The 25328-nt window shown below is 69.1% G+C and carries 20 protein-coding genes; 7 read left to right on the top strand and 13 right to left on the bottom strand.

Features of this window, described 5'->3' with window-relative positions:
* Nucleotides 1–36: 36 nt before the first annotated feature.
* Nucleotides 37–2286, bottom strand: coding sequence for a serine/threonine-protein kinase (locus NM1_RS22365; protein WP_068023015.1), 2250 nt, complete (start codon nucleotides 2284–2286; stop codon nucleotides 37–39).
* A 224-nt stretch (nucleotides 2287–2510) separates the two neighbouring features.
* On the opposite strand from NM1_RS22365, the gene NM1_RS22360 reads away from it, so the two are divergent.
* Both NM1_RS22360 and NM1_RS22355 read left to right on the top strand, forming a co-directional pair.
* Nucleotides 2511–3254 carry an SCO6745 family protein gene (locus NM1_RS22360; protein ID WP_068023014.1) on the top strand — a complete coding sequence of 248 codons (744 nt, stop codon included), beginning with the start codon at nucleotides 2511–2513 and terminating at the stop codon, nucleotides 3252–3254.
* Nucleotides 3255–3410: 156 nt separating this feature from the next.
* Nucleotides 3411–4271 carry a P1 family peptidase gene (locus NM1_RS22355; protein WP_246010662.1) on the top strand — a complete coding sequence of 287 codons (861 nt, stop codon included), beginning with the start codon at nucleotides 3411–3413 and terminating at the stop codon, nucleotides 4269–4271.
* A gap of 13 nt (nucleotides 4272–4284) precedes the next feature.
* Here the strand turns inward: NM1_RS22355 and NM1_RS44470 are convergent, their stop codons facing one another.
* The 5 genes from NM1_RS44470 to NM1_RS22330 form a co-directional block, all read right to left on the bottom strand.
* On the bottom strand, nucleotides 4285–5676 hold the full coding sequence (locus NM1_RS44470; protein ID WP_068023012.1) for an FAD-binding oxidoreductase: 1392 nt from the start codon (nucleotides 5674–5676) through the stop codon (nucleotides 4285–4287).
* Between the two features lie 155 nt (nucleotides 5677–5831).
* Nucleotides 5832–6620: a HugZ family pyridoxamine 5'-phosphate oxidase gene (locus NM1_RS22345; RefSeq protein WP_068023005.1), complete on the bottom strand. Its 789-nt coding sequence runs from the start codon at nucleotides 6618–6620 to the stop codon at nucleotides 5832–5834.
* 104 nt (nucleotides 6621–6724) lie between these two features.
* Nucleotides 6725–8956, bottom strand: coding sequence for a catalase/peroxidase HPI (katG, locus tag NM1_RS22340; RefSeq protein ID WP_068023003.1), 2232 nt, complete (start codon nucleotides 8954–8956; stop codon nucleotides 6725–6727).
* 40 nt (nucleotides 8957–8996) lie between these two features.
* Nucleotides 8997–9434 (bottom strand): Fur family transcriptional regulator, encoded by a 438-nt coding sequence (locus NM1_RS22335; RefSeq protein ID WP_068023001.1) that lies wholly within the window; start codon nucleotides 9432–9434, stop codon nucleotides 8997–8999.
* A gap of 63 nt (nucleotides 9435–9497) precedes the next feature.
* Nucleotides 9498–10517: an AraC family transcriptional regulator gene (locus NM1_RS22330; RefSeq protein WP_068022999.1), complete on the bottom strand. Its 1020-nt coding sequence runs from the start codon at nucleotides 10515–10517 to the stop codon at nucleotides 9498–9500.
* 546 nt (nucleotides 10518–11063) lie between these two features.
* Here NM1_RS22330 and NM1_RS22325 point away from each other — a divergent pair.
* Entirely contained in the window at nucleotides 11064–11657 is a 594-nt protein-coding gene (locus tag NM1_RS22325; RefSeq protein WP_246010660.1) for a L,D-transpeptidase, read from the top strand.
* A 3-nt stretch (nucleotides 11658–11660) separates the two neighbouring features.
* Here the strand turns inward: NM1_RS22325 and NM1_RS44465 are convergent, their stop codons facing one another.
* From NM1_RS44465 to NM1_RS22295, 6 genes are all read right to left on the bottom strand, one after another.
* Nucleotides 11661–13310, bottom strand: coding sequence for a serine/threonine-protein kinase (locus NM1_RS44465; protein ID WP_068022997.1), 1650 nt, complete (start codon nucleotides 13308–13310; stop codon nucleotides 11661–11663).
* Between the two features lie 233 nt (nucleotides 13311–13543).
* Complete coding sequence (locus tag NM1_RS22315) at nucleotides 13544–14461, bottom strand: TAXI family TRAP transporter solute-binding subunit (RefSeq protein WP_068022996.1); 918 nt, start codon at nucleotides 14459–14461, stop codon at nucleotides 13544–13546.
* Nucleotides 14458–15882, bottom strand: a complete 1425-nt coding sequence (locus tag NM1_RS22310) for a sensor histidine kinase (protein ID WP_068022993.1) — start codon at nucleotides 15880–15882, stop codon at nucleotides 14458–14460. Before NM1_RS22310 ends, NM1_RS22315 begins: the two co-directional genes overlap by 4 nt.
* 4 nt (nucleotides 15883–15886) lie before the next feature.
* Entirely contained in the window at nucleotides 15887–16546 is a 660-nt protein-coding gene (locus NM1_RS22305) for a response regulator transcription factor (protein WP_068023211.1), read from the bottom strand.
* 189 nt (nucleotides 16547–16735) lie between these two features.
* A complete protein-coding gene (locus NM1_RS22300) occupies nucleotides 16736–18136 on the bottom strand; it encodes an MFS transporter (RefSeq protein WP_068022990.1) in 1401 nt (466 codons plus the stop codon).
* Between the two features lie 97 nt (nucleotides 18137–18233).
* On the bottom strand, nucleotides 18234–19499 hold the full coding sequence (locus NM1_RS22295; RefSeq protein WP_084519909.1) for an MFS transporter: 1266 nt from the start codon (nucleotides 19497–19499) through the stop codon (nucleotides 18234–18236).
* Between the two features lie 407 nt (nucleotides 19500–19906).
* Between NM1_RS22295 and fadD11 the strand changes: the two genes are divergently transcribed.
* The 4 genes from fadD11 (at nucleotide 19907) to NM1_RS22275 (ending at nucleotide 24457) form a co-directional block, all read left to right on the top strand.
* Nucleotides 19907–21721 (top strand): fatty acid--CoA ligase FadD11, encoded by a 1815-nt coding sequence (gene fadD11 / locus NM1_RS22290; protein WP_068022985.1) that lies wholly within the window; start codon nucleotides 19907–19909, stop codon nucleotides 21719–21721.
* Nucleotides 21722–21905: 184 nt separating this feature from the next.
* A complete protein-coding gene (locus tag NM1_RS22285) occupies nucleotides 21906–22700 on the top strand; it encodes a CPBP family intramembrane glutamic endopeptidase (protein ID WP_169814310.1) in 795 nt (264 codons plus the stop codon).
* A gap of 252 nt (nucleotides 22701–22952) precedes the next feature.
* On the top strand, nucleotides 22953–23459 hold the full coding sequence (locus tag NM1_RS22280; RefSeq protein WP_084519908.1) for a DUF6069 family protein: 507 nt from the start codon (nucleotides 22953–22955) through the stop codon (nucleotides 23457–23459).
* A gap of 338 nt (nucleotides 23460–23797) precedes the next feature.
* Nucleotides 23798–24457: a Pr6Pr family membrane protein gene (locus NM1_RS22275; RefSeq protein ID WP_068022979.1), complete on the top strand. Its 660-nt coding sequence runs from the start codon at nucleotides 23798–23800 to the stop codon at nucleotides 24455–24457.
* Between the two features lie 23 nt (nucleotides 24458–24480).
* On the opposite strand, the gene NM1_RS22270 is transcribed toward NM1_RS22275, so the two are convergent.
* Nucleotides 24481–25323 carry a patatin-like phospholipase family protein gene (locus NM1_RS22270; RefSeq protein ID WP_068023207.1) on the bottom strand — a complete coding sequence of 281 codons (843 nt, stop codon included), beginning with the start codon at nucleotides 25321–25323 and terminating at the stop codon, nucleotides 24481–24483.
* Nucleotides 25324–25328: the final 5 nt, after the last annotated feature.

The following is a 25328-nucleotide window of genomic DNA, read 5'->3' as shown; positions in this document are numbered from 1 at the left end:
AAGACTAGCTGATCTTGGTCATTCGACAGGAACCCCTCACGCGTGGGAGTGCGGGTCCACGACGCGGTCCAGCGCGTTCAGATCCGATTCCAGCGCGTAGAAGGTGCGCAGCGCGATGACGAACGCGAAAAGCCCACCGACACACAGGCCTACGATGGTGCCGATCACCATCTGCTGCTGTTGCGGCGACAGGAATACGAGCCCGGCGGGAACCCCGATCAGCGGAACCGACGCCGCCACACCGAGATACACGCGGCTGCGCCGGATGAGGCGGTGCAGCCGGGTGACATCGGCGTCGGTGGTGTGCCCCGCGGCGACCAGCCCCGGGTAGTACCAGCGCAACATGAAAAAGGTGACGGGGAAGTAGGTGTAGACGACGGCGACCGCCGCGGCGACGAGGTTGGAGGCGACCAGATGGGCCGTCAGCCCCGGGGGGAGTGTGCCGAGAGAATACAGCTTGGCCAGGAAGATCGCGCCCGCCGCCATCCACCCCACGAAGGTGACCACCGCGATGCGGTCACCGCAGGCGAGGGTGTCGTTACGGGCCTTGGCCAGGGTCTGCTCGTCGAAGTGGCGGCCGCGCCGCAGGCCGTTGGGCACCAGCAGCACCAGACGACACCAGTACAGCAGCACGGCGATGGCCACCGGATAGGCGACGACGATCACGACGAAGCCGAGCTGGATGAGCTGCGCGGCGGCCTCGGCGCCGAGCTCGCCGCGGATCAAGCGGATATTGTGCACGGCCAGGTACAGCCCGGCGAGCAACTGCCCGAACAGGCTCGACAACGTCACCACCGGCATCGGGCGCATCTTCATCCGGGCGCGCAGGCTGTGCTCGGGCGGGTCGACCAGGTCGCGGGCGGCGCGGTCCTGGCTGAGCTCGAGCTGGTGAGCCAGCTCGCGGCCCGTGGCATACCGGTCGGCGGGGTCCGGCGCCAGGGTGGTGAGCAGCGCGTGCCGCAGCACGGCCGGGCAGTCCGGCGGCAGCGCCGCCTCGGCGCTCGCGTCGACGGGGCGGCGGCGCCGCTCGATCATGGCGTGCAGGGACTGTTCGGACTCTCCCGCGCCGTGGCCGTCGTCGAACGGGATGCGTCCGGTGAGTAGTTCCCACAGCATCACCGCCAGCGCGTACAGGTCGCTGCGGGTGTCGAGATCGCCTGCGGTGGTGGCCAATTGCGGATGGCAGGCCTCGAGCTGCTCGGGCGCCATATAGGGCAGCGAACCGCCGAAATAGGCGACCGGGTTCGCGCCGGGCAGGTGGCGGCTGAAGCTGATGTTGAAGTCGGCCAGCTTGGGCTGTCCGTCGGCGGTGAGCAGGACGTTGGCGGGTTTGATGTCGCGGTGCAGCACGCCGCGGTGATTGGCGTAGTCCAGGGCGGTGGCGAGGCGGGCACCGAGCCAGGCGACGGTCTCCGGCCAGGACAGCCGCTCCAGTTCGGCGCGAGTGGCCGACGGCTGCGGTTCGAGCACCCCACCCGTGGTGGCCGCGGCGTCGATCGCCTCCAGCAGCAGGCGGCCACTGCGGCGTTCCAGCGGAGTGCGGCGCAGCATCCGCAACACCCCCAGCAGGGTGCCGCCGGGAATGTACTGCATGTACATCAGCTTGAGATGCTGGTCGGTGATCTGGCGCTGGTCGAACACGCGGACGATATGGTCGTGATCGAGCTGGGCGAGGGTTTGCGGTTCGGTGCCGCGGTCGTGCGAGATCTTCACCGCGACCAGGCGGCTCATGGATCGCTGGCGGGCGAGGAACACCCGCGCGAACGCGCCCTGCCCGAGCGGCAGCAGCAGGTCGAAATCGTCGATGGTGGCGCCCGGATTGATGGTGTCGAGGGCGTCGAGGGCGGTCGGATCGGCCAGCATGGTGGTGCGCAGGCCGTCGACGTCGAAGCCCTCGGTGATGCGGGCCATCTGGGTGGGGAAGTCGTTCTCGTATTCGCCGAGGTCGATATCGCTGCGGCGGCTGCGGGCGCTGATCTCCTCGTAGATCAGATCCGGCGGCAGCGGCGCGGCATCCAGCTCCGGGAACTGGGCGCTGTAATCGGCCAGGCGCAGCGCGTCGTCGCTGCGCTGCCAGCGTTCGTGCAGGTCGACCTTGATCAGTTCGATGAGGGCGGTGCGGCGCAGCGCGGGCTCGGCGGGCAGGTGCGCCGACAGATCGGGCGGCTGACCGTGGGACTGCCACTGCTCGGCGAAATGCGCGACAAGGCTCGTCAACGCGGTTTGCGTCGCGGTTGCGCGGTCGGCACCGGGGTCGGGTGCGGTCGCGCCGAGGTTGTCATCCACCGTCGCTCGCTTCGAACTGGTTGTTCCCGGGCCCGGCCCCGAGAATATTCGATCCCTCTGCGAGTAATCGACACTTCGCCGATACCGTTACTCGAGGTCGTAATATCCCACGCCATCATCCGGCGAACCGCGGCCGCCGTGCAAGTGGTTTGCGGCTCTGGCCTCAGTAGACGATAGCGAGATATGCTCCGGCGAGTTCCATTCTCGGAGAAAGGGGTTGGCCGGTGTCGGTCGCCGCCGCGGTCAAAACGCAGATTCAGCAGGTCGGCGCGGGATTCATGTTCTCCCGCGAGACGAAGAAATTCGGGGCAGCGACCGAGACGGAAGGGTTCATCGGCCCCTACACCCGAGGCCGCGGCGGCGTCCTGGGCGACGTGGACGCCGACGTCGTCACCGCCGCCTTCGGATTCTTCCGCCCCGACACCGTGCGCGCCGCCTGGGATTCGGTCTCCATGCCCGCCGCCGCGGCCGCCGCCGGATACCTCGAGGCCTGCCAGGACTTCGGACGCCGCAAGCTGGGCGCCTTCGACGACGCCGGACGCCTCGCCGAACTGCTGCAGGCGGTCGCCGACGCCGCGGACGTGGCCGGGGCGCCGCTGTTCGCCGGGTGGCGCGCCCAGCCCCTCGCCGACGACGCACCGGCCCGCGCCCTGCAACTGGTGCACGTACTGCGGGAACTGCGCGGGGGACTGCACCTACTGGCCGTGCGGGCGAACGACCTGACCCCGCAGCAGGCCGTACTCATCAGCGGCTCACCGCGCAACAGCGGCCCCGACCAGGCACGACTGTTCGGCTGGCCGGAACCGTTCGAGGAGATCACCCCCGCACACCGGCAGCGATGGGAGGCCGCCGAGGCGCTGACCGACACGCTCATCGCACCCGCCTTCACGGTGCTCGACGACAAGTCCGCGGACGAACTCGTCCGGCTGATGGACCAGGCGCAGGACATCGTCCTCGGCGGCCGCTGAGCCCGGTCCAGGGCCGCGGGCCGCCGATGGGATGATCGGGACGCAGAGCAGGTTTCGGCGAAGACGCCCCGAGGTGTCACCGCGGGAAGACTGCCGACCCGGCCGAACGCCGGGCGGAGACTTGCCCGGATGACGAAGGGCGGGAACGGAGTTCGGGTGAGCATCGGAATAACGGGCGTCCGCATCGGGCACTGGACCGACACCGACGGGCAGACCGGCTGCACGGTACTGGTCCTGCCGGAGGGCACCACGGCCTCCTGTGAGGTGCGCGGCGGCGCCCCGGCCTCGCGCGAACTCGACGCGCTGGCCCCCGACAAGGCCGTCGTCACCGTCGACGCCATCCTGCTCACCGGCGGCTCGGCCTTCGGCCTCGGCGCCGCCGACGGCGTCCTGCGCTACCTCGAGGAACACGACCGCGGCGTACCGACACCGGCGGGCAAGGTGCCGATCGTCCCGACCCTCGCCCTGTTCGACCTCAGCGCCGGCGACCCCGCCGCCCGGCCCACCGCCGCCGCGGGATACGCGGCGGCCCAGGCAGTGTCGGGCGAACAGGTCGTGCACGGCCGAATCGGCGCCGGAACCGGTGCGCACACCTCGCAATGGCGCGGCCCCGACGCCCGCCGTCCCGGCGGACTGGCGTACGCGCAACGCCGCCTGGGAGATCTCGTCGTCGGCGCCGTCTGCGTCGTCAACGCGTTCGGCGATATCGACGACGGCACCGGCGACGTCGCCCTCGACGCGGTCGCCATGCTGAACCAGCCCTTCGACTTCGCCGGATCACGCACCCACACCACCATCGGCGCCGTCGTCACCAACGCCCGCCTCGACAAGGCCGCCTGCCGGATCGTCGCCCAGGGCGCCCACGACGGCCTCTCGCGCGCCCTCACCCCACCGCACACCCGATTCGACGGCGACGGATTCATCGCCGCCGCCACCGGCGAGATCGACACACACGTCGACGTCGTCCGGCTGATGGCACTGGCCGCCGTCACCGAGGCGATCCGCTCCCTCGCGTGAGCGCGGGCCGGGATCAGCCCGGCGGGATATTCACGTTGTGGCGGAAGACATTCCGCGGATCCCACACCGCCTTGACCGCGGCGAGCCGTTCGTACTTGCCGCCATAGGAATGCCGGATACGGTCGCGATCGTCCTCGACGAGGAAGTTCACATACGTGGCGTCGTCGCGGGCATGCACCCGCAGCACATCCCACAGATCCCGGACCCACGCACGCTCGGCGTCGAACAATCCCGGATCGGGACAGGCGGCGGAAATATTGATCGCCCAGCAGGCCGTGCGCGACCCGGCGAACGCCGTCGCGTGATCGGGCACCTCGCTGTAGGCGCCGTCGAGCGGGAAGAACGGCACGATCGTCAAGGGAGAACCCTTGCGCGGCAACGCCTCCACGATCGCCTCGAGCACGCCGTCGCCGAGTTCGTCGACATACAGCGACTTCTCATACGACCGCAACCCCCACGGCGCGGCAGAATCGAACATCTGCTGCAACGCCAGATAGGGAATCGGCGTCACCAGCTCCCACGCCGGTTCGGGAGCCAGCTCCCGCAGCGGCGCGACCGCGTCCGCCAACTCCTGCGCCTCGCCCCACCCGACGATCCCCACCGCACAGCCCGGCTGCCCCCGATACCGCTCCGGCACGAACGGCTCCGGCGGCGCCGACAACCCGAACAGCGCGACACCGAAGGAACGGGGGAGCCGCGGCATCATCTCCCGCACCGCCGCCAACCCCGCCACCGCCCGGTCCGGAGTCCAGAACAGCAGGGTCAGGTGCACGATCGGCGGCACCTCGTGCAACCCGAACTCGAACTCCGTCACGATCCCGAAATTGCCGCCGCCACCGCACAACGCCCAGTGCAGGTCGGGATTGACATCCGCCGACGCCCGCACGACCTCCCCGGCGGCGGTCACCACCTCGGCGGAAACCAGGTTGTCACAGGACAATCCGGCTCGCCGCGTCAGCCAGCCCAACCCGCCGCCGAGCGTCAGCCCGCCCACGCCGGTATCGCTGATGAAACCCCCCGTCACCGCGAGCGCATGCACCTGCGTCGCGGAATCCAGCTGCGCCCACGTCGCGCCGCCACCGCAGCGCGCCCGTTGCGAATCGGGGTCGACGACAACGAAATTCAGCATCGACAGGTCGATCATCACCGCCCCGTCGGCGACCGCGTGCCCCGCATAGTTGTGCCCGCCACCACGTACGGTGAAATCGGTGCTCGAAGCGACGAGACGCCGCACACACGCCGCCACATCCCGCGCCGACGATGGCCGCACGATCGCCGACGGCATGCGCCGGATATCGCCGTTCCACACCTGCCGCGCCTGCTCGAAGCCCGCATCGCCCGGAGCGAGTACGGTGCCGTCGATCTCCGCGCGAATCGACTCGAGCTCGAACCCCAGAGCCGTCATGGGTCCCTCCTGCGACTGATCGGCCGAGCACTCCGATCAACGATAGAAACCACCGCGGCCGGCCGTCAGGGCCGAAAGTCCCGCCCCGGCACCGCAGTGGTTGTCATCGCGACATTCGGGGCACCACCGAGCCACCGACACCGGCCCGCCCGAACTCAGCTCGCCCGCGCGCGGCGAGCCAATTCTACTGTGGCAGAACGCAAATCAGCGGCAGAATCAATAGGAGAGAAGTAACCCACCCGGGTGACGGCGACACCGCGAGGCGTCGTCACCCGCAAATCCAGGCCGTAGCGGTCGGCCCGCTCGCACACCGCGCCCGTGGCATCGGGATAACCGCCGAACGCCCGGGTCATATCGAGCAACGCATCGCCGTGATCGTCGTTGAGATGCGAAACCGCCCGCTGCGCGACCGGAACGACAGGATCGGCAGCGGCCGCGGCATAGTCCTCGCCCGACGCCGAATCCATCCGGCCATAGCCGCCGACCCACCGCACCCGGAGCACCCACAGCGTGAAATCGCTGAAATCGATGTAGTACTTCGACGACGGCACCGCCGACAGATGAGCTTCCCGCGCGGCAGCCGCCTCGTCTCCGGTGGGCACCTCGACCGCACCCGACAACGTCACCCGCGCACCCGCCAGCGGATCGGCCGGAGCATGCGGCGCCACGACGGCGAGACTGGCACGACGATCATGAGCCAGATTACGGCCGTGCTCGGCAAGATTCGACACACACAACACCGGCTGCCCGTCCAGCAGACCGTAGGTGACGAACGACGCCCACGGATCACCCTCGACGGTCAGCGACGCCAGCGTCGCGGTATTCACCGCCGCGGCAACGGTTCTCGCCTCCTCGGCAGGCGAAGGGCGAGCGGAATTCGTCACCGGCTGCAGCGGCGGCGGCGCCGAGGGCGCATCGCCGGGATCACCGTGGTCGACAGGCATAGCGTCAGGCTACGCGGAGAGACCGAGCGCCCGGCGACCGCACAGCAGCCGCCGGGCGCCACCCGCGCTGTCCACGACCGGCCCGCGAGCCGGTCGCACCGCGATCAGGCCACGTCGAACCGATCCAGGTTCATCACCTTGTCCCACGCGGCGACGAAGTCACGAACGAACTTCTCCTTCGCATCGTCGGTCGCATACACCTCCGCCAGCGCCCGCAGCTGCGAATTCGACCCGAAGACCAGATCCGCGCGGCTGCCGGTCCACTTGGTGGCACCGGTCGCCCTGTCGGTCCCGACATAGGTGCCGTCATCGGCGGGCGACGGCTCCCACTTCGTACCCATATCGAGCAGATTCACGAAGAAATCGTTCGTCAGCGACCCGGGGGAGGAGGTGAACACGCCCACCGGCGACTGCTTGTAGTTCGCACCCAGCACCCGCAGGCCACCGACCAGCACCGTCATCTCCGGCGCGCTGAGCGTCAGCAGATTCGCCCGATCGACCAGCAGATACTCCGCCGGAAGACGATGCCCCTTGCCGAGATAATTACGGAACCCGTCGGCCGTCGGCTCCAGATAGGAGAACGACTCCACATCCGTCAGATCCTGCGCCGCATCGGTCCGCCCCGGCGTGAACGGCACCTCGATATCGTGCCCGGCGCTCTTCGCGGCCTGCTCGACCGCCGCCACACCACCCAGCACCACGAGATCGGCGAACGACACCCGCGTATCACCGGTCTGCGCGCCGTTGAACGACTCCTGAATACCCTCCAGCACCCGCACCACCTGCGCGAGCTCATCGGGCTCGTTGACCTCCCAACCCAACTGCGGCTGCAGGCGGATACGGCCACCGTTGGCGCCACCGCGCTTATCGCTGCCACGGAACGACGACGCCGCCGCCCACGCGGTCGAAACAAGCTGCGGCACAGTCAGTTCCGACGCCAGAATCTGCCGCTTCAGCTCCGCGATCTCGGCGGCGCCGATCACCGCGTGAGTCGACGGCGGAATCGGATCCTGCCACAGCAGCGTCTGCTCCGGAACCAGCGGACCGAGATAGAGCACCTTCGGACCCATATCGCGGTGGATCAGCTTGTACCACGCCTTGGCGAACTCGTCGGCGAGCTCCTCCGGATGCTCCAACCAGCGCCGGGTGATTTGCTCGTAGATCGGATCCACCCGCATCGACAGATCCGTCGTCAGCATCACCGGGGGATGGCTCTTGTCCGGATCGTGCGCATCGGCCACCGTGCCCGCACCGGCGCCATCCTTCGGAATGTACTGCCACGCCCCGGCCGGGCTCTTGGTCTTCTCCCACTCGTAGCCGTAGAGCGTCTCCAGGAAACTGTTGTCCCACGTGGTCGGGGTGGGCGTCCAGGTACCCTCCAGGCCACTGGTGATCGCGTCGCCGCCGACACCGGTACCGTTCGCGCTGCGCCAGCCCAGCCCCTGCTCCTCGAGCGGAGCGGCCTCCGGCTCCGGGCCGACCAGCTCGGCGTCGCCGTTGCCGTGCGTCTTGCCGAAGGTGTGGCCGCCGACGATCAGCGCCGCGGTCTCGACATCGTTCATGGCCATACGGCCGAACGTCTCACGGATATCGACCGCCGCGGCCAGGGGATCCGGATTGCCGTTGGGGCCCTCCGGATTCACGTAGATCAGACCCATCTGGACCGCCGCGAGCGGGTTCTCCAGATCGCGCTGACCGGTGTAGCGCTCGTCGTCGAGCCACACGTGCTCCGGGCCCCAGTAGACGTCCTCCTCGGGCTCCCACTGGTCGACACGGCCGAACGCGAACCCGTAGGTCTTGAATCCCATGTCCTCCAGCGCCACATTGCCCGCGAAGACGAGCAGGTCGGCCCAGGACAGCTGCTTGCCGTACTTCTTCTTCACCGGCCACAGCAGGCGGCGGGCCTTGTCCAGGCTGGCGTTGTCGGGCCAGCTGTTGAGCGGCGCGAACCGCTGCATCCCCGCACCGGCTCCGCCTCGGCCGTCGTTGACGCGGTAGGTGCCCGCGGCATGCCAGGACATGCGAATGAACAGCGGGCCGTAGTGACCGTAGTCGGCGGGCCACCAGTCCTGCGAGGTCCGCATGACCTCCACGAGATCGCGGCGCACCGCGTCCACGTCGAGGTTGCGCACCTCGGCGGCGTAGTCGAAGTCCTCGTCCATGGGGTTGGCCACGTCCGGGTTCTTCTGCAGGATCTTCAGGTTGAGCTGGTTCGGCCACCAGTCACGGTTGCTGCCGCCCTCGGTGGGGTACTTGAGGCGACCATTCATGACGGGGCAACCGTTTTCGGCCGGTTCCGTATTGGCCTCGCCGATGGGCGGATGTTCCTGTGGCACGTCATTTCCTTTCCGGAGAGGGGAGTGAATCGGGCTGTGATCACTGGTGTGTGGTCTGCACCGCGGAGCAGTCGGGGCACAGGCCCCAGTAGATGACCTCGGCCTCGTCGAGGACGAAACCGTTGTCGTCGGATGCGGCCAGGCAGGGTGCCTCGCCGACGGCACAGTCGACGTCGGCGATGACACCGCACGAGCGGCACACGACGTGGTGGTGGTTGTCGCCGACGCGGGTTTCGTAGCGGGCGACCGACCCCATCGGCTGGATGCGCCGGAGCAGCCCCGCGGCGGTCAGCGCCCGCAGCACGTCGTACACGGCCTGATGGGAGACCGTGCCGAGGGTTCGGCGGACGCGGTCGATGATCGAATCGGTATCGGAGTGGGGGTTCTCGTGCACCACGGTCAGCACCGCCATGCGCGGCGCCGTCACGCGCAGCGCGGCGTCACGCAGCATGCGTTCGAAGTCCGACGTGGTGGACACGTTCCGAAGTATGACTCATTCCAGTCTCGGTGCGGGGCGGTTCGGAGAAACCTCTCTGCGCGTTCACCGCTCTCGATGGCGGCGAGCGAAATGCCCGGGAGACTGCCCCTTCCACGTCCGGAACGCCGCAGTGAACGCGGAGACACTGCAGTATCCGAGGCGTTCGGCCACGCTGTCCACGGTCAGTCCCGCCGCGAGCAACTCCTCGGCAAGCAGTCCGGTGGTCTCGCAGCGCAGCTTGCGAAAGCTGGTGCCCTCCTCGGCCAGTCGCCGTCGCAGCGTCCGCACGCTGATCGCGAGATCGGCCGCGATATCGGCCTGATCGACCGCCCCGGCGTGCCGGATCAGCAGTTCCCGCACCTGTCCACTGAGCCCGTGACGGGCCCGGCGCTGCTGGATCAAGTCGGCGCACTGCTGCTCGAAATGCCGTGTGGTCGACGCATTCGCCTGGGGGAGCGGCAGTTCCAACGCGGTCTTCTGCATCGTCAGGATCGACTGCGGGCTGCCGAAGGCGATATCGGTAACTCCCAGCACGGCGGCGAACGCCTCGTAGGCCGGGTGTTCGGGCAGCTCCAATTCCAGGCGCAGGGCGGGCAGCCGCATGGGCAGCAGATCCTGCTGGATCGTTCCGATGGCGGCGAAATCCCGCTCGACGGTGAACTGCCTGATGGTGGGCGGCAAGCCGCGGCTGTCGTGGACGAGCCGGGTCTGTGTCGACTCCGTCTCCAGATAGCAGTGGGCGAGGGTGAACGACAGATCCACGTATCGCACGCCGATCTCGAGCGCGTGCCCCAGGGTGGGGCAGGTGCTCAGCGCGAAGCCCCAGACCCCGAGGCTCGATGGATGACACAGCATCCCCGAGAGCAGCCCCAAACCCGGCTCGCCGCCGATGAACGAGACGAGATTGCAGGTCACGGCGATTTCCTGAGCTACGGTGATCTCATTGGCCGGGTCGGCGAGATCGGCTACGTCGATACCGGTGCCGCGTAGCAGCGAATCCGGGGTGAGGCCGCGTCCGGCGGCGAATTCGGCGAGCAATTCAACGCTGGTGATCGAACGCACACGCTCCGAATCGTCGGCCATGCCGGTATCTTCGCAAACTTTTCGCACACCGTTCGACGGATCGGTCGCACGGAGATTCGCCCGTGATGTGGTGATTCGCCTGACGCGATGGGCCAGCGTTACTTGACATAATGTAGATTATCGGCGCAACAACGGGATGGGCCGGGAGCGGCAAGTGTGCTGCGTTGCAACGTGTTTGAGGATTCCCGCCATGCTGACCGCAGCCCCTCGGCTTCGGTTCGCCGCGCACCTGTGCGGCGGATTCTCCGGCTCGTATTGGTCGGCACACCGTCCGAGAAGATTTTCCGGCCATCCGGCCTTTTGGGCGAAAACATTCCGACCGGACTTTTTGTCACCTATCGCCGGTCCCCTTGCCGTCCAAGCGGACCCGCCTTAATTCGTCACAGTGACGAAATAGGGACATGTGACGAACTGTGGAAAGTCAACAGTTAGTGGGCCGCGACCTCGGAAATATGGTTTCCGCGGCGAATATCGTGGTGGAGCGGCCTCGTTTGCATTCCCGGGCGAACAGTAGCGGATTACTATTGATATCTCCGGTTTGTCCTGATGCTCGAGACGGTCCTGTCACCCGCCATCGCGGCGGGCGAGGCTAGAGAGGTCGGTGGCTCGATGAGCGGCAAGCGTTACCTGGGTTGGACGGTCCGGTCGGCCGTCTGTATGGGTGTGGCGTCGGCGGGGTTGTTCATTGCGGGACCGGCGGCGGCGGAACCGCTGTGGCCGGGTGGGCCGGATTTCGGGACACCCGCCATCCCGGGCATGCCCGCGATCGTTCCGCCCGCGCCGGTGCTGGCCCCGTGCACCAAAGAAGGCGCGAGGGTGTGCATGCGGCTGTCGACCAACGAGGCCTGGCTGCTCGACGGTGACGGCAAGGTGGTGTACGGCCCGACCCCGATTTCGCACGGCAGGCCGGGGTACGAGACTCCCCCGGGCGTCTTCCGCGCGGCATTCAAGAAGGAATATCACTGGAGCACGATGCACCACGCCGAAATGCGCTGGGCCGTCTTCTTCAATGGTGATATCGCCACCCATATCGGCCCCATCGAGGAACAGTCCCACGGCTGTATCCGAATGACCCCCGACGGCGCCAAGGCACTCTACGACCACGTCAGCAACGGAGATATCTTCGAACTCGTGGTGTGAGGCTCATTGGCGGCGCACGGTGCCGCTGATATCGCCGAAACGGCCGTTCATGCTGTAGGTGGCCGTGCCGTCGTCGTGGCGTTTCAGGGTCGAGGTCTTGCCGTCGTCGTCGCAGCCGATACCCGGTGTGGTGTCGCCTCTGGTGAGTCGTGCGCGCAGTGTGATGCCGGACGAGTCGACGGCGGTCAGTGTCTCCGCGCGCTTACAGGTCATGTGGCTGGTGTTTCCGGTGTTGGTGGCCGATCCGACTTCCTCCCCGACCTTTCCGGCCTTGAGGGTGACGACGATGTCGAACGTCGCGATCCCGTCGGTGGCGGTGCCCTTCCAGGTGCCCACGTAGTCGCGCGGCATCGTGGCCGATGATGCGGCGCCCGAGGTTGCGCCCGCGCCGGAGGACTCGGAACGCGAGGGTTTGGCCCCGGAGGTCTTCGTGCGCGAGGTCTCGGCACCCGAGGACGGGTCCGCGGCGGCGGAGTCGCCGCCTCTGCCGGAGGCGGTGTTGTAGGCGACGATCCCGCCGATCGTGGCGGCGACGAGCATTGTCGCGATGGCTGCGACGATGAGCGTGGCGCGTTTGGTCCGGTGTGGGGGCATCGGCTGGACGGGGGCGTCGCGCAGGATGGTGGTGCCGGGGTGGGGCGGCGGATGTGCTTGGCCCGCAGGGTTGTACGACGGTGACGATGTCACGGTCGTCGGTGGCCGTGTGGCGGCGGCGTGGCCGGTTTCCGGTTGTGGCGGCGGGGTGGCGTCGGTGGGAAGGGCGGTGGCCTCGAGGTCGAGGAGGGCTATGGCGCGGCGGCTGATGTCCTCGAGGATGGGGCCGGGGAGCCAGCCGCGGGTGTCGGGGTGGCCGAAGGGGGCGAGTTGCTGGACGAGTTGGGCTGGGGTGGGGCGGGATTCGGGGGTTTTGGCGAGGCAGGCCGCGATGAGGGGGCGGAGGCTGTCGGGGACGCCGTCGAGGCGGGGTTCCTGCTGGACCACGCGCCACAGCATGGGGATGGAGTCGCCGTTGCCGAAGGGTGCGTTGCCGGTGGCCGCGAAGACGAGGATGCCGCCGAGGGCGAAGACGTCGCCGGGTGGGCCGACCGGTGCGTCGCCGGTGATCTGTTCGGGGCACATGTAGCCCGGGGATCCGATGAGCTGGCCGGTGGTGGTGAGCGCGGTGTCCTCGACGGCGCGGGCGATGCCGAAGTCGATGACGCGTGGGCCGTCCACGGCGAGCAGGACATTGGAGGGTTTGAGGTCGCGGTGGATCAGCCCGGTCGCGTGGATGTCGGTGAGGGCGTGGGCGAGTCCGGTGGCGAGGGTGAGCAGCGAGGCTTCGGGCAGGGGGCCGTAGCCGTCGACGGCGTCGGTGAGCGAGAGGCCGGAGACGAATCCGGTGGCGAGCCAGGGGCGGTAGCTGTCGACGTCGGCGTCGAGGACCGGCACGGTGTAGGGGCCGGCGACGCGGCGGGCGGCGGTGACCTCGCGGCGGAAGCGGGTGCGGAATTCGGGGTTCCCGGCGAGGTCCGGGCGCACGACTTTGACGGCGACGGTGCGGCCGCCGGCGGTGCGTCCGAGGTAGACGCGTCCCATGCCGCCGCTGCCGAGGATGCCGAGTATCCGGTACGGGCCGATGGTGGTCGGATCGTCGGATCCCAGTGGGCGCATGTGGTGTCGGTTCCTTCCCCGGTACTGCAGCGCCGACGCGGGGGTCGGCCTTCTGATCCCACACGAGCGCACCGTTGTTGCGCAACTTTGGAGGTGTGCGGCGGGTGGCCGCTCTCCCCTCCCCTGGCCCCCTTCCCCGGCCGTTCAATTCGTCACAGTGACGTTTTATGGATGGGTTCCCGTATGCGCCGATAACGTGAACTATCTTGCCTCCGTGGGCATCTCGGCCGGATTCACCCGTGACGGCGCCGGTAGACGGTCGCCGCGCCGGGATGCAGGGCCAGCCCGTCCGTGCCGATCAGTGAGCGCGCGTCGAGGAACTGCGTGCCGGCGGCCTCGCTGGGCACCAGGCGGTCGGCGCGGGTGATCAGCAGTTCGGTGAGTGCGGCCGCGGCGTCGGCGGGCAGCGTGCGGGTGGTGACGAGCAGGTTGGCGACGCCGATGGTGCGCACCGCGGGCGTCCCGGGATAGGCGTCGGCGGGGATGACAACCCGGTCGTAGAGGTAGCCGAAGCGGTCGCGCATGGGCTGGGCGAGGTCACCCAGATCGATCAGCCGCAGGGTGTGCGGGATGTCGAAGATGGGAGTCGGGACGCCTCCGGCCCACAGCAGCGCATCGATGACGCCGTCGGTGAGGGTGGTGACGGCGCCCTGCAGCGGCAGGTGGGTGACGCTGACGTCGGAGGCGGGGTCGAGCCCGGCTGCGCGCAGCAGTCTTTCGCCGGTGAAGGTGGCCCCGGATCCGGGCGCGCCGAGGCTGACACGGGTGCCGCGGAGGTCGGCCGCGGTGCGCACGGTGCTGGATTCGCGGACGACGAGCTGGATGTAGTTCTCGTAGACGCGGCCGAGCGCGTACAGCCGGTCGATGCCCGGGTCGGCTTCGATCGAATCGGCAAGGGCGAGTGCGGCGTCGGCGGCGCCGCGGTCGAGCATGGCCAGGTTGGCGAACGACCCGCTGGTGCTGACCGGTTCGATATGGACGGTTCCCGCCTCGGCGGCGGTGGCGGCCAGCTGTGTGGCGAAGGCGTGATAGAAGCCGCCGACCTCACCGGCGGCCAGGCGCACGGTGGGCGGACCGCCGTCGCCGCACCCGGCGGCCAGCGCCCCGGCGGCGACTGCGCCTGCCGCACACAGGAATCCGCGCCGGTTCATCGCAGGGCCGCCGTCGGCAGGGTGATGGTGACCGACAGCCCGTGCGGGTGCACCGATTCGATGGTGAGGCTGCCGCCGCGGGCGTTGACCAGTGCGGCGGCGATCGGCAGGCCGAGTCCGGAGCCGCCGGCCGCGGCGGTGGAGCCGCGGAAGAACCGGGTGGTGAGGCGGTGCAGTTCGGCGGCGGGCACGCCGACGCCGTCGTCGGTGACGGTGAGCGTGACGGCGCGGTCGGTGGCGGCGGCGAGCAGCCGGGTGTGGGCGCCGGTTCCGGCGTAGCGACACGAATTGCTCAGCGCCACATCGAGTATCTGAGCGAGGACGTCGGCGTCGATAGCGGCGTCGAGGCGTTCGGTGCCGGTGTCGGTGGTGAGCGTGAGTCCGGCGTGTTCGAAGGCGCTGTGCCAGGCGTCGGCGCGGTCCTGCGCGACCTGGACGGCATCGCAGGTGGCGGGTGCGGGGGTGCCTGCCGGGTCGAAGTCGGTGCCCTCGGCGACGGCGAGGGTGAGCAGGCCGTCGAGCAGTCCGGTGAGCCGCTCCAGTTCCGCGGTGGCGCCGCGGAAGGTGGCGGCGGCGCGTTCGGGGATGGCCGGTTCCAGCGAGTCGAGGCGAATCGTCAAGGCGGCCAGTGGGTTGCGCATGGCGTGGGCGGTGTCGGCGACGAGTTGGCGCTGGGCCTCGGTGGAGTCGGCGACGGCCAGGGCCATGGCGTCGAAGGATTCGGCGACGGCGCGGATCTCGGGTGGGCCGCCGTGGCGGCGGGTCATGGTGGGGCCGTGGGTGTCGTCGCCGGTGTCGGTGCGGGGTTTGGGGAGCGTGGCGGTGAGGTTGGCGACGGCGTCGGACAGGTCGGCCAGCGGTCGCAGCACCCAGCGCGACAGCACCAGTGCGAGCGCGGTGAATACGGCCATCGCGGCGAGGGCGCCGGCGGCGGCGATGCCCCAGGTGCGCAGGATGTCGGCGCGGGCGCGGTCGGTGGCCGCCTGGATGAGGACGGCGCCGTTGACCTGGACGCCGGTGCCGACGGGGCGGGCGATGAGGACGGTGGCCGGGCTCCACGGCATGAGCTGTCCGACCGGGGCGGGCCGTTGGTTGCGGCGGGCGGCGGCGAGGGCCGCGACGACGGCGGGACTGGTGGCGTCGACGCCGGCATTGGCGAGGGTGGCGCCGCGGGCGTCGACGACCAGGACGCTTTCGCCGTACAGCTCGCGGTAGCGGCCGACCTCGAGGGCGAGGGCGCGGTTGTCGCCGGTGGTGGTGGCGGCGTCGGCGAGGGTGGCGAACCAGTCGGCGTCGCCGGTGCGGCCGAGGACCAGTTGCTGGGTGCGGCTGGTGGCGGCGGTGAGGCACAGCGGGACGGCGAAGGCGAGCACCGCGATGGTGGCGAAGACGGTCAGGGCCGCGAGTACGCGTCGCCGCATCGGTTCACTCGCCCCAGCGGTAGCCGTAGCCGCGGATGGTGGTGATGAGGCCGGGCCGGTCGAGTTTCTGGCGCAGTCCGGTCATGTGCACGTCGAGGCTGCGGGAGACCGCGACGAAGGCGTCACCCCAGATGCGGTCCATCAGTTGCTGGCGGCTGACGGCGGCGCCGGGGCGTTCGACCAGCGCCTGGACGAGTTCGAATTCCTTGGCGGTCAACGAGATCGGTTGGCCGCCGACCTCGACGCGGTGGGCGGCCAGGTCGACGCGGACGTCGCCGGTGGTGATCACCGGAGACGGGGGGTCGGTGGCCGCGGCGGCGCGGCGGGTGATGTTGTCGATGCGGGCCAGCAGTTCGGCGATGCGGGGTGGTTTGACGACGTAGTCGTCGGCGCCGCCGCGCAGCCCGCGCACGATGGACCGTTCGTCGCTGCGGGCGGTGAGGATGACGACGGGGACGGAGCTGACCTCGCGGAGCTGGCGCAGCACCTGCAGGCCGTCGGCGTCGGGCAGGCCGAGGTCGAGGATGACGGCGTCATAGCCGCGGTGGGCGGTGAGCAGGTCGGCGCCGCGGCGCATGCGCCGGGCGTCGTGGCCGCGCACCGCGAGCGCCTCCACCAGGGCGTCGCCGACCCCGTCGTCGTCCTCGACCACTGCCAATCGCACCATGTGATTCTCCAGCACTGAGCGATTCCGGCCAAAAGCACGCCGGAAAATTGTCGATAGCGCCCCGGACGCCGGAAAGTTGTCGATAACGCCCCGGACGTCGGACGGTTGTCGATAGCGCCTCGGGCGCCGAGGGCTCTTGTCCATAGCGCGCCGGAACCCCTCATCGACTCCGGCGCGCCGTCGCGCTCAGCGTCGTGTCGGTACCTGCTCCACCTCCGCGGCGCTCTCGTCCGCGTCGATGGGTGAGCCGTCGGAGGTTTCGCGCATGAACCAGTAGGTGGACAGGGAGATGAGGATGGTGGCCGACACGTACCAGAAGAACACCGATTCGTGGCCGGCCTTCTTCAGCCACAGCGCGAGGGATTCGGCGGTGCCGCCGAAGATGGCGGCGGTCAGCGCGTAGGGCAGGCCGACGCCGAGGGCGCGGACCTTGGTCGGGAACAGTTCGGCCTTCACGATGGCGTTGATCGAGGTGTAGCCGGTGATAATGATCAGTGCGGCCATCATGAGGGCCCAGGCGGCGACCGGGTTGGTGGTGTGGCCGAGGACGGTCATGATCGGCACGGTGCCCAGGGTGCCGGCGACGCCGAAGAAGATCAGCAGTTTGCGGCGGCCGATGCGGTCGGACAGGGCCCCGGCCAGCGGCTGCAGCACCACGAACACGAGCAGGGCGAGGAAGTTGATCCAGGCCACCGTGGACTTGTCGATGCCCGAGGTGTTGATCATGTATTTCTGCATGTAGGTGGTGTAGGTGTAGAACGCGATCGTGCCGCCGAGGGTGAGGCCGACGACGAGCAGGCATTCGCGGGGGTACTGCAGCAGCACGCGCAGGGATCCGCGATTGCCGGAGACCGGTTCGGCGGGGGCGCCGACGGTGTTGACCTGCGGGGTCTGTCCGGCCTCGGCGCGGAAGGCGGCCGATTCGTCCATGCCGCGGCGCAGGATCATGACGATGATGGCGCCGGCGGCGCCGATGACGAACGGGATCCGCCAGCCCCAGCTGTCGAGCTGGGCGTTGGTGAGGAATTGCTGTAGCACGATCTGGACGGCGAGGGCGACGAGCTGTCCGCCGACGAGGGTGACGTACTGGAAGCTGGAGTAGAACCCGCGTTTGCCCTGGGAGGCGACCTCGGACAGGTAGGTGGCGCTGGTGGCGTATTCGCCGCCGACCGACAGTCCCTGCAAGAGGCGGGCGATCAGCAGCAGGGCGGGGGCGGCCAGGCCGATGGTCTGGTAGCCCGGCGTGAGCGCGATGAGCAGCGACCCGGCGGCCATGACGGTGACCGACAGGGTGAGGGCGGCGCGGCGGCCGAAGCGGTCGGCGTAGCGGCCCAGCAGCCAGCCGCCGATCGGGCGCATCAGGAAGCCGACGGCGAAAACCGCGGCGGTGGACAGCAATTGGGCGGTGGAGTCGCCCTTGGGGAAGAACGTCTTGGCGAAGTAGACGCTGAACGCCGCGTAGACGTACCAGTCGTACCACTCGACGAGGTTGCCGATGGAGCCGCGCAGCACGTTGGCGACGACGCGTCGCTCACCTCCGCGGCCCGGACGGGCACTGTCGCCGTTGACCGGCTGTGTCGTTGTCACCTGATCTCCTTCTCGACGCTGCGTTGCATCGTTCGAAGATCACTGTGTCTGCAGTCACAGCCGCGCGACAGTGCCCTGGCCGTTTTCTAACCGTCGCTTAGGACTGTTGGACGGTCACCTTCGGGATCTCGTCGGTGCGGGGCACCTCGGTGCCGCGCAGCGAGGCGCCGACGGTTTCGCGCAGGAAGAACCAGGCCACGAGGCCGACGACGCAGGCTCCGGCCATGTAGTAGGCCGGGAACAGGTGCCATTCGGTTTCCCTGATGACCCATTCGTTGATCAGCGGTGCGGTGCCGCCGAAGATCGCGGTGGACACGTTGTAGGCCAGCGCGAACCCGGCGTAGCGCACGTGTGTCGGGAAGATCGCCGGGAAGGTGGCCGAGATGGTGGACAGCTGCGGCACGTACAGCAGGCCCAGGATCACGAATCCGAGGATGGCCCAGCCCAATCCCTTACCCATCAGCCAGTACATCGGCACCGCGAGCACGGCGAACGAGACCAGCGACACCAGCCACATCGGTCGGCGGCCGACCAGATCGGATATGCCGCCGGACAGCGGCAGCACCACGGCCATGATCAGCTGTCCGATCAGCACCATCGCCGTGGTCTGTTCCTTCTCCATGTGGACGGTGGTTTGGAGATAGGTCGGCATGTACGACAGCAGGGTGTAGTTGATGATGTTGAGTGCGATGACCAGGCCACCCATGGTGAGGATCTCGCGCCGGTAGTTCGTGATCAGCTCCACCAGCCCGGTCTTGGGGTGCTCGTGCTCGGCGACCTCGGTGAACACCTCCGATTCGTCGAGCTTGTTCCGCAGATACCAGCCGATCAGGCCGAGCGGGACGGCCAGCAGGAACGGGATTCGCCAGCCCCAGGCCTGCATCTGATCGTCGTTGGTGAGCACCTGCATCAGCAGGACAACCGCGAGTCCGCCGGACAGGCCGATCAGCGTGCCGAATTCCAGGAAGCTGCCGAAGAATCCGCGGCGGCGGTCCGAGACGGATTCGGCCAGATAGGTTGCGGCGCCGCCGTATTCGCCGCCGGTGGAGAAGCCCTGGACGACGCGCAGCAGGATCAGCAGGATCGGGGCGGCGACACCGATGCTGGAGTGGCTGGGAATCAGGCCGATCAGGCCGGTGGCGGCGGCCATCAGCAGGATCGTGGTGGCCAGTACGGCCTTTCGGCCGATCCTGTCGCCGAGCGGACCCCACACCATGCCGCCGAGCGGGCGCAATACGAACGAGATCGCGAAGCCGAGCAAGGTGCCCAGAGTGCCCAGGTCGCCAGGGAAGAATGCCTCGGTGAGATAGGTGGTCGTGGCGGCATAGGCTCCGTAGTCGTACCACTCGGTGGCGTTGCCCATAGCGGCGGCAGCAACGGATTTGCGTTGCTGTGGTTGCGGGTCGGCGCTGGTCACGCGCGCTCCTCTCCCCTGTTTGCGGTTGTTTCCTGCCGGTTTGTCGAGACGACACCGGCACGAAGCCCAGGAGTACCCCACTGGAGGTTCGCGAAAACAGGGCTGCGGTCGCGGCCGGGTCGTTCGGATGCGGTACGACGTGCGTTGACACTGGCAATTGTGAGGGTAGTCACAGTGTAACTGGTGGGGTGGATGTGGCCGCAAGTGGTCGCGATGTCGCCTTCGCGCCGGGTTCTCGAAGTGGCCCCGGCGTGTAAGACGCAGGACCGCAACGAAAATGGCCGAACCGATCCGCGCCCGACGCTTCGCGGCATACCGTCTGAGAAAGTTTCACGGCAGTTAGCGAGACCGCGATGAACGAACCGATCACCTCCTGCGCCGCATTCCAACGGGTGGCCTCGATCGAGCCGGACGCGGTCGCGGTGCGCTCGGTCGGCGGCACGCCCGCCCTGACCTGGCGCGAGTATTCCGACCAGGTGCGATCGGTGGCCGCGGGGCTGGCGGCGCTGGGGATCGGGCGCGGGGACACGGTCGCGTTGATGATGACCAACCGGGTCGAGTTCTACCCGCTCGAGGTGGGGGTGCAGCACACCGGCGCCACGTCGTTCTCGGTGTACAACACCCTGTCTGCCGAGCAGCTGAACTACGTGTTCACCAATGCCGGGAATCAGGTGGTGATCTGCGAGGCGCAGTTCGTGGACGTCGTGCGCGCGGCCGGGGTGCCGATGCGGACCATCGTCTGTATGGACCGCCCGGTGCCGGGCACGCTGAGCGTGGCGCAACTGAAGGCGCTGGGCCGTAGCGACTTCGACTTCGAGGCGAGCTGGCGGGCGGTGCGCGAGGACGACATCGTCACCCTCTGCTATACCTCCGGCACCACCGGCAACCCGAAGGGTGTGGAGCTCACCCACGCCAATCTGGCGGCCGAGGTCTACTCCTATGCGTCGGTGATGCCGGTGGCCTTCGGTGACCGGCAGACCTCGTACCTGCCCACCGCGCATATGGCCGACCGCCTGACCGCGCTGTATCTGCACGAATACTTCGGCACCCAGATCACGGCGGTGCCCGATCGGGCGCAGCTGCCCGCGGCGCTGGTCGACGTGCATCCCACCATCTGGGGTGCGGTGCCGCGGGTGTGGGAGAAGTTCAAGGCCGCCATCGAGTTCTCGGTCGCCGCGGAAACCGATCCGGCGCGGCGGGCGGCCCTGGACTGGGCGCTGGGGGTGGCCGCGCGCAAGGCCGCCGCGCAGTTGGCGGGCGAGCCGATGGATGCGGAGCTGGCGGCGGAGTGGGCGCGCGCCGATGAGCGGGTGCTGTCGGCGTTGCGCGCGAAAATCGGCCTGGATCAACTGAAGTGGGCGCTGTCGGGGGCGGCGCCGATCCCGCCGGAGACGCTGGGATTCTTCTTCGGGCTCGGCATCCCGATCTCGGAGGTGTGGGGCATGTCGGAGTTGACGTGCGTGGCCAGTGTCAGCCCGCCCGAACAGGCGCGGCTGGGCACGGTCGGGCGGCTGCTGCCCGGCCTGGACGGCAAGATCGCCGAGGACGGGGAGTTGCTGATCCGCGGCGCGCTGGTGATGCGCGGCTACCGGCGGGAACCGGAGAAGACCGCCGACGCCCTCGATCCCGAGGGCTGGCTGCACACCGGTGACGTGGTGACCATCGACGACGAGGGCTATCTGCGGGTGGTCGACCGCAAGAAGGAACTGATCATCAACGCCGCGGGCAAGAATATGTCCCCCGCCAATATCGAGAACGCCGTCAAGGCGGCGGCGCCGCTGATCGGCGCCCTGGCCACCATCGGCGACGCCCGCCCCTACAACACGGCGCTGGTGGTGCTCGACGCCGAATCCGCCGGACCCTATGCCGCCCAGCGCGGACTGCCCGACGCCTCCCCGGCCACGCTGGCCGCCGACCCGGGCGTGATCGCGGCGATCGGCGCCGGGGTGGCCGCCGGGAACGCGAAACTGTCTCGCGTGGAACAGATCAAGCGGTTCACGATCCTGCCGGTGTTCTGGGAGCCCGGCGGCGACGAGGTCACGCTGACGATGAAGCTGCGGCGCAAGCCGATCGCCGCCAAATACGCGGCCGAGATCGAGCGGCTCTACGCCGAAACCCCCGGCGATACCGTGCACGAGCCGCCGGTCGCGGTCGCCGAGTCGGCGTGAACCGGCGCTGACCTGCCGGGCGGGGCCATCTCGGGTGGTGAGCGCGGGTCACCTTGCGCAGGTCGCCTTGCCGCGAAAGACGTTCTCGGGCCTCACAACGGCCATCGGCCTGGCATCCCGGGTCCGGCCGTCCTCGATGCTTGCCTGCTCGGTCGTGGCTCGCAGCGAGGATATCGTGGATCGGATGAGGACCGGACCCGATTTCGCCGTTGCCCGGGTGCGGCCGGGAGTGTTCCTGGTGCTGGTGGCGGTGTTGTCGGTGCCGTTCTTCGTGGTGGGGTGGTTGGCTCCGGTCGTGCGGGTCGGTGCGATCGCGGTACCGGCGAGTGCGGCGATGTTCGTGGTTCCTGCGGTGGCCGCGATGATCCTCACCGCCTGGCCCGGTGGCCGGACGGCGGCGGTCGCCCTGGTGGCGCGGATCATCGACCGGCCACTGGGCCCGGGGCGCTGGTATGTCGTCGCGGTGCTCGTCTCCCCCGTCGTCGCGGTCGCCGCCGACCTGGTGATGCGCGCGACCGGGCACGGCGGGCCGCTGCCGACATCTCTGGTCGCGCTGCCCGCGGTGCTGGCATTCACCCTGATCGCGGCGACCGGTGAGGAACTCGGCTGGACCGCCTACGCCACCGACGCGATCCAGCGGCGGCACGGCCCGATATGGACCGGGATCGTCCTCGGAATCTTTTGGGGCGCTTGGCATCTCGTCCCCCTGCTGCAGGCGGGCCACGGCGCGGTGTGGATCGGCGGCTGGTTCGCGGGCACGATCGCCGCCCGCGTGATCATCGTCGCCCTGCACGACGCCACCGGCGGCGTGACCGCGGCGATTCTCATGCACGCCATGCTCAATGTCGCCGCCGCCTACACCCCGCACTACGACACAGCCTCCGTCGCCGTACTCATCGGCGTTTTCACCACCGCGGTGGCCGTACCGTTCGCCGCGCACAGCGCCCGCTTCTACCGGCGCCACGCGGAATTGTGGTGAGCCGCAGCCCCGCCACTCTCGGTTCGGCCCGGAATCATCCTGATCGGCAACCGCTTCCGCGATGGCCGCCACCGGGGGTCGCGCTACCCGCGGGCACGGCATCACACAGTGAGCCGCCGATCGCATCTGCCGCGTCCGGCATCCTCGTAGCAACTGTTGCCGGTGGGATGCGGGCGGGGCGGGCGGATCGCGTCGGCGACGGCGGGCGTGTTTCGGGGGCGGTACCGCGCGAACTCGGGGTACCGTCGAATTATGGGCGACTACAACGAGCCGGGTCGCGAGTACCACTATTCGCGTCAGCCCGATCCGCGGTACGGGCAGCCGGAGCCCAGCGGGCCGCGAGTCAACTTCGGCAAACTGTGGGCCGGGGGCATCGGCGCCGCGATCGTGGTGGCGCTGGTGATCGTCGTCGGCATCCTGCTGGTGCGCGGTGTGCTCGGATACGGACTGCTGGCACCCGAGGGTGACGGCACCTACGGCAATACCGGCACCACCAGTTACGCCCTGGGCGGCGCGCTGGTCGCGCTGCTGGCGACGGCGCTGCTGACCGTGCTGCTGCTGTTCATGCCGAATCCGCTGACCCTGTTCAGCTGGATCATCGCGTTGTGCACGGCCGTGGCGGTGCTGCTGCCGTTCACTCTCACCGCCGACCGCGGCGCCCAGTTCGCCACGGCCGCAATCAATCTCGTCGCCGGATTCGCGCTGATGACCGTGCTCGGCTCCGCCGCGCGGGCGTCGATCCAGGGCCCCGCCCGCTGACTGTCCGCCTCGAATCCGGACGCGCGGTGCGGCCACGCAGGCTCTCCGAGAAGGTTCGACGCTGCCCTGCGTGAACGTGCGCTGCTCCCACGGACAACGGTGTCGCCGATCACCGCAAGCGGGAAACTGCGTGTCGGGTGCGCGCAGCGCCCTCGGATGCGGCAGCGACCACATGCACCACCAGCAGGTAGTGGTGACTGCGCGAGGGCAGCTGTGGCCGTGCACCCGATGCGGGTATGCGTCGAGGGACGTACTGCGACTTCGCCCGTGCGGACGATGCCGTGTGGTGCGGCCGGGCGGGGCGTGATACTCCCGGACGGGTGAGGCAGGATGCGGGTGTGAGGACGGTGTGGCGTCAACCGGCGCTGTGGTGGCGTGGGTTCATCGTGGTGTCGGCGGCGCTGGGGTTGGTGACCGGGCAGAGTTCGCTGATCTATTTCACGGTGATGAGCAATGTGATCGCGCTCGGCTACTTCCTCGGGGCCGTCTACTGGATGGTGGTGCGCGACACCGCCGACGCGCCCGCGCCGCGGCTGCGCGGCGCGGTGGTCCTGTACCTCACCATCACCGGGCTGGTGGCGCATTTCGTCCTCGAACACGGCAGCAACCCACTGCCGGGCTTGGTGTCGGGATCCGATCGGCTCGGCAACTGGTCGAACTTCTTCCTGCACTACGTGACCCCCGTGCTGGTGATCGTGGACTGGCTGGTGCTGAGCCCGCGCAATGCCGCGCGGTGGCGCGACGTCCCGCTGTGGCTGTGCTTTCCCGTCGGATACGCCGCGATGGTCCTCGTGCGGGGCGCGCTGTTCCCGCATTTCCCGAACCGCTACCCGTACCCGTTCCTCGACCCGACCACCCACGGCTACGGCGGCGTGGCCGGTGAGATCGTCACGCTCACAGCCGAATTCGTGGTACTCGGCGTCGCCGTGGTCGGCGCCGATCGTGCCGGTACGTGGCTGCGTGACCGTGTGCGCCGCCGTGGGCTCCCGGTGGCCTGAGCGCCGCTGCCCCGGCGCTGCTCTCACCCGACGGGCCAGACGCCCTTCAGGTCCGGTGCGGCCGCGGTGGCTTGGCGCACGCCCGCCTCGTACGCGGGGACCAGCGCGGCCGGGTTGAACACGTCCACGCCGAACACGCCGATCGTGGCATGATCCGGGACGATGGAAATCGTTGTGGCCGAACCCAGTTCGGTGTCGCTGGGGATGCGGGGGAACATGTGCGCCAGCGGTTCGACGATCACCACGAGCTCCGCGCCCGCGGCCAGGTCGGCGTTGATCGAGGACCGCACGCCGCCGTCGATGTAATGGCGTCCGTCGATCGGGATCGGCGGGAACACCCCCGGCACGGCGGTACTGGCGGCCAGTGCCTGCGGCAGCGAGGCCGCGCCGTCGCGGGTCCACGCCCGCAACTCGCCCGACTCCGCATCGACCGAGGTGACCACCAAATCGCGCTGCGGCCACGGCACCGGCCCCACCAGTGCGGAGATGCGGGCCACATGGTCGTCCGGATCGCCCGCCCCCGCCGCCAGCGCCAGCTCGCCGACCCGCCGCCGCGCCTGCATCGGATCCAGCGCGGGACGCCCCAGAATCGCGAAGATCTCCGCCAGCCGCGCCTGATCCACCTGCGGCGGCGGCGCACTCACCGGGGGCGGGTTCAGCAACCGGGCGAGATCGCCGTCCCCGGCGAGTACCGTGCCGACGATCGAGCCCGCGGACGTGCCGACGAACCGATCGGCCCGCCCCAGCTCGACCCCGGCCTCCCGCAACCCCGCCGCCAGCCCCGCCATCCACGAGATCCCGACCGGGCCACCCCCACCCAGCACGAGCGCGGAACGGAACCCGTCGGACGGCAACGCAGCAGACATGCCGC

The sequence above is a fragment of the Nocardia mexicana NBRC 108244 genome (genome assembly GCF_001613165.1).
Classification (GTDB): Bacteria; Actinomycetota; Actinomycetes; order Mycobacteriales; family Mycobacteriaceae; genus Nocardia; species Nocardia mexicana.
The sequence above is the reverse complement of the archived record's forward strand: the minus strand, read 5'-3'. Positions and strand labels throughout refer to the sequence as shown.

Bases quoted from the DNA above. Each gene is read 5' to 3' on its own strand.
- NM1_RS44465 (WP_068022997.1), bottom strand. From the start codon at position 13,310: ATGCGCCCACTGGGATCCGACGATCCGACCACCATCGGCCCGTACCGG.
- NM1_RS22345 (WP_068023005.1), bottom strand. From the start codon at position 6,620: ATGCCTGTCGACCACGGTGATCCCGGCGATGCGCCCTCGGCGCCGCCG.
- NM1_RS22285 (WP_169814310.1), top strand. From the start codon at position 21,906: ATGAGGACCGGACCCGATTTCGCCGTTGCCCGGGTGCGGCCGGGAGTG.
- NM1_RS22325 (WP_246010660.1), top strand. From the start codon at position 11,064: ATGCTCGAGACGGTCCTGTCACCCGCCATCGCGGCGGGCGAGGCTAGA.
- NM1_RS22295 (WP_084519909.1), bottom strand. From the start codon at position 19,499: ATGGGCAACGCCACCGAGTGGTACGACTACGGAGCCTATGCCGCCACG.
- fadD11 (WP_068022985.1), top strand. From the start codon at position 19,907: ATGAACGAACCGATCACCTCCTGCGCCGCATTCCAACGGGTGGCCTCG.
- NM1_RS44470 (WP_068023012.1), bottom strand. From the start codon at position 5,676: ATGACGGCTCTGGGGTTCGAGCTCGAGTCGATTCGCGCGGAGATCGAC.
- NM1_RS22315 (WP_068022996.1), bottom strand. From the start codon at position 14,461: ATGAACCGGCGCGGATTCCTGTGTGCGGCAGGCGCAGTCGCCGCCGGG.
- NM1_RS22330 (WP_068022999.1), bottom strand. From the start codon at position 10,517: ATGGCCGACGATTCGGAGCGTGTGCGTTCGATCACCAGCGTTGAATTG.
- NM1_RS22310 (WP_068022993.1), bottom strand. From the start codon at position 15,882: ATGCGGCGACGCGTACTCGCGGCCCTGACCGTCTTCGCCACCATCGCG.
- NM1_RS22270 (WP_068023207.1), bottom strand. From the start codon at position 25,323: ATGTCTGCTGCGTTGCCGTCCGACGGGTTCCGTTCCGCGCTCGTGCTG.
- NM1_RS22280 (WP_084519908.1), top strand. From the start codon at position 22,953: ATGGGCGACTACAACGAGCCGGGTCGCGAGTACCACTATTCGCGTCAG.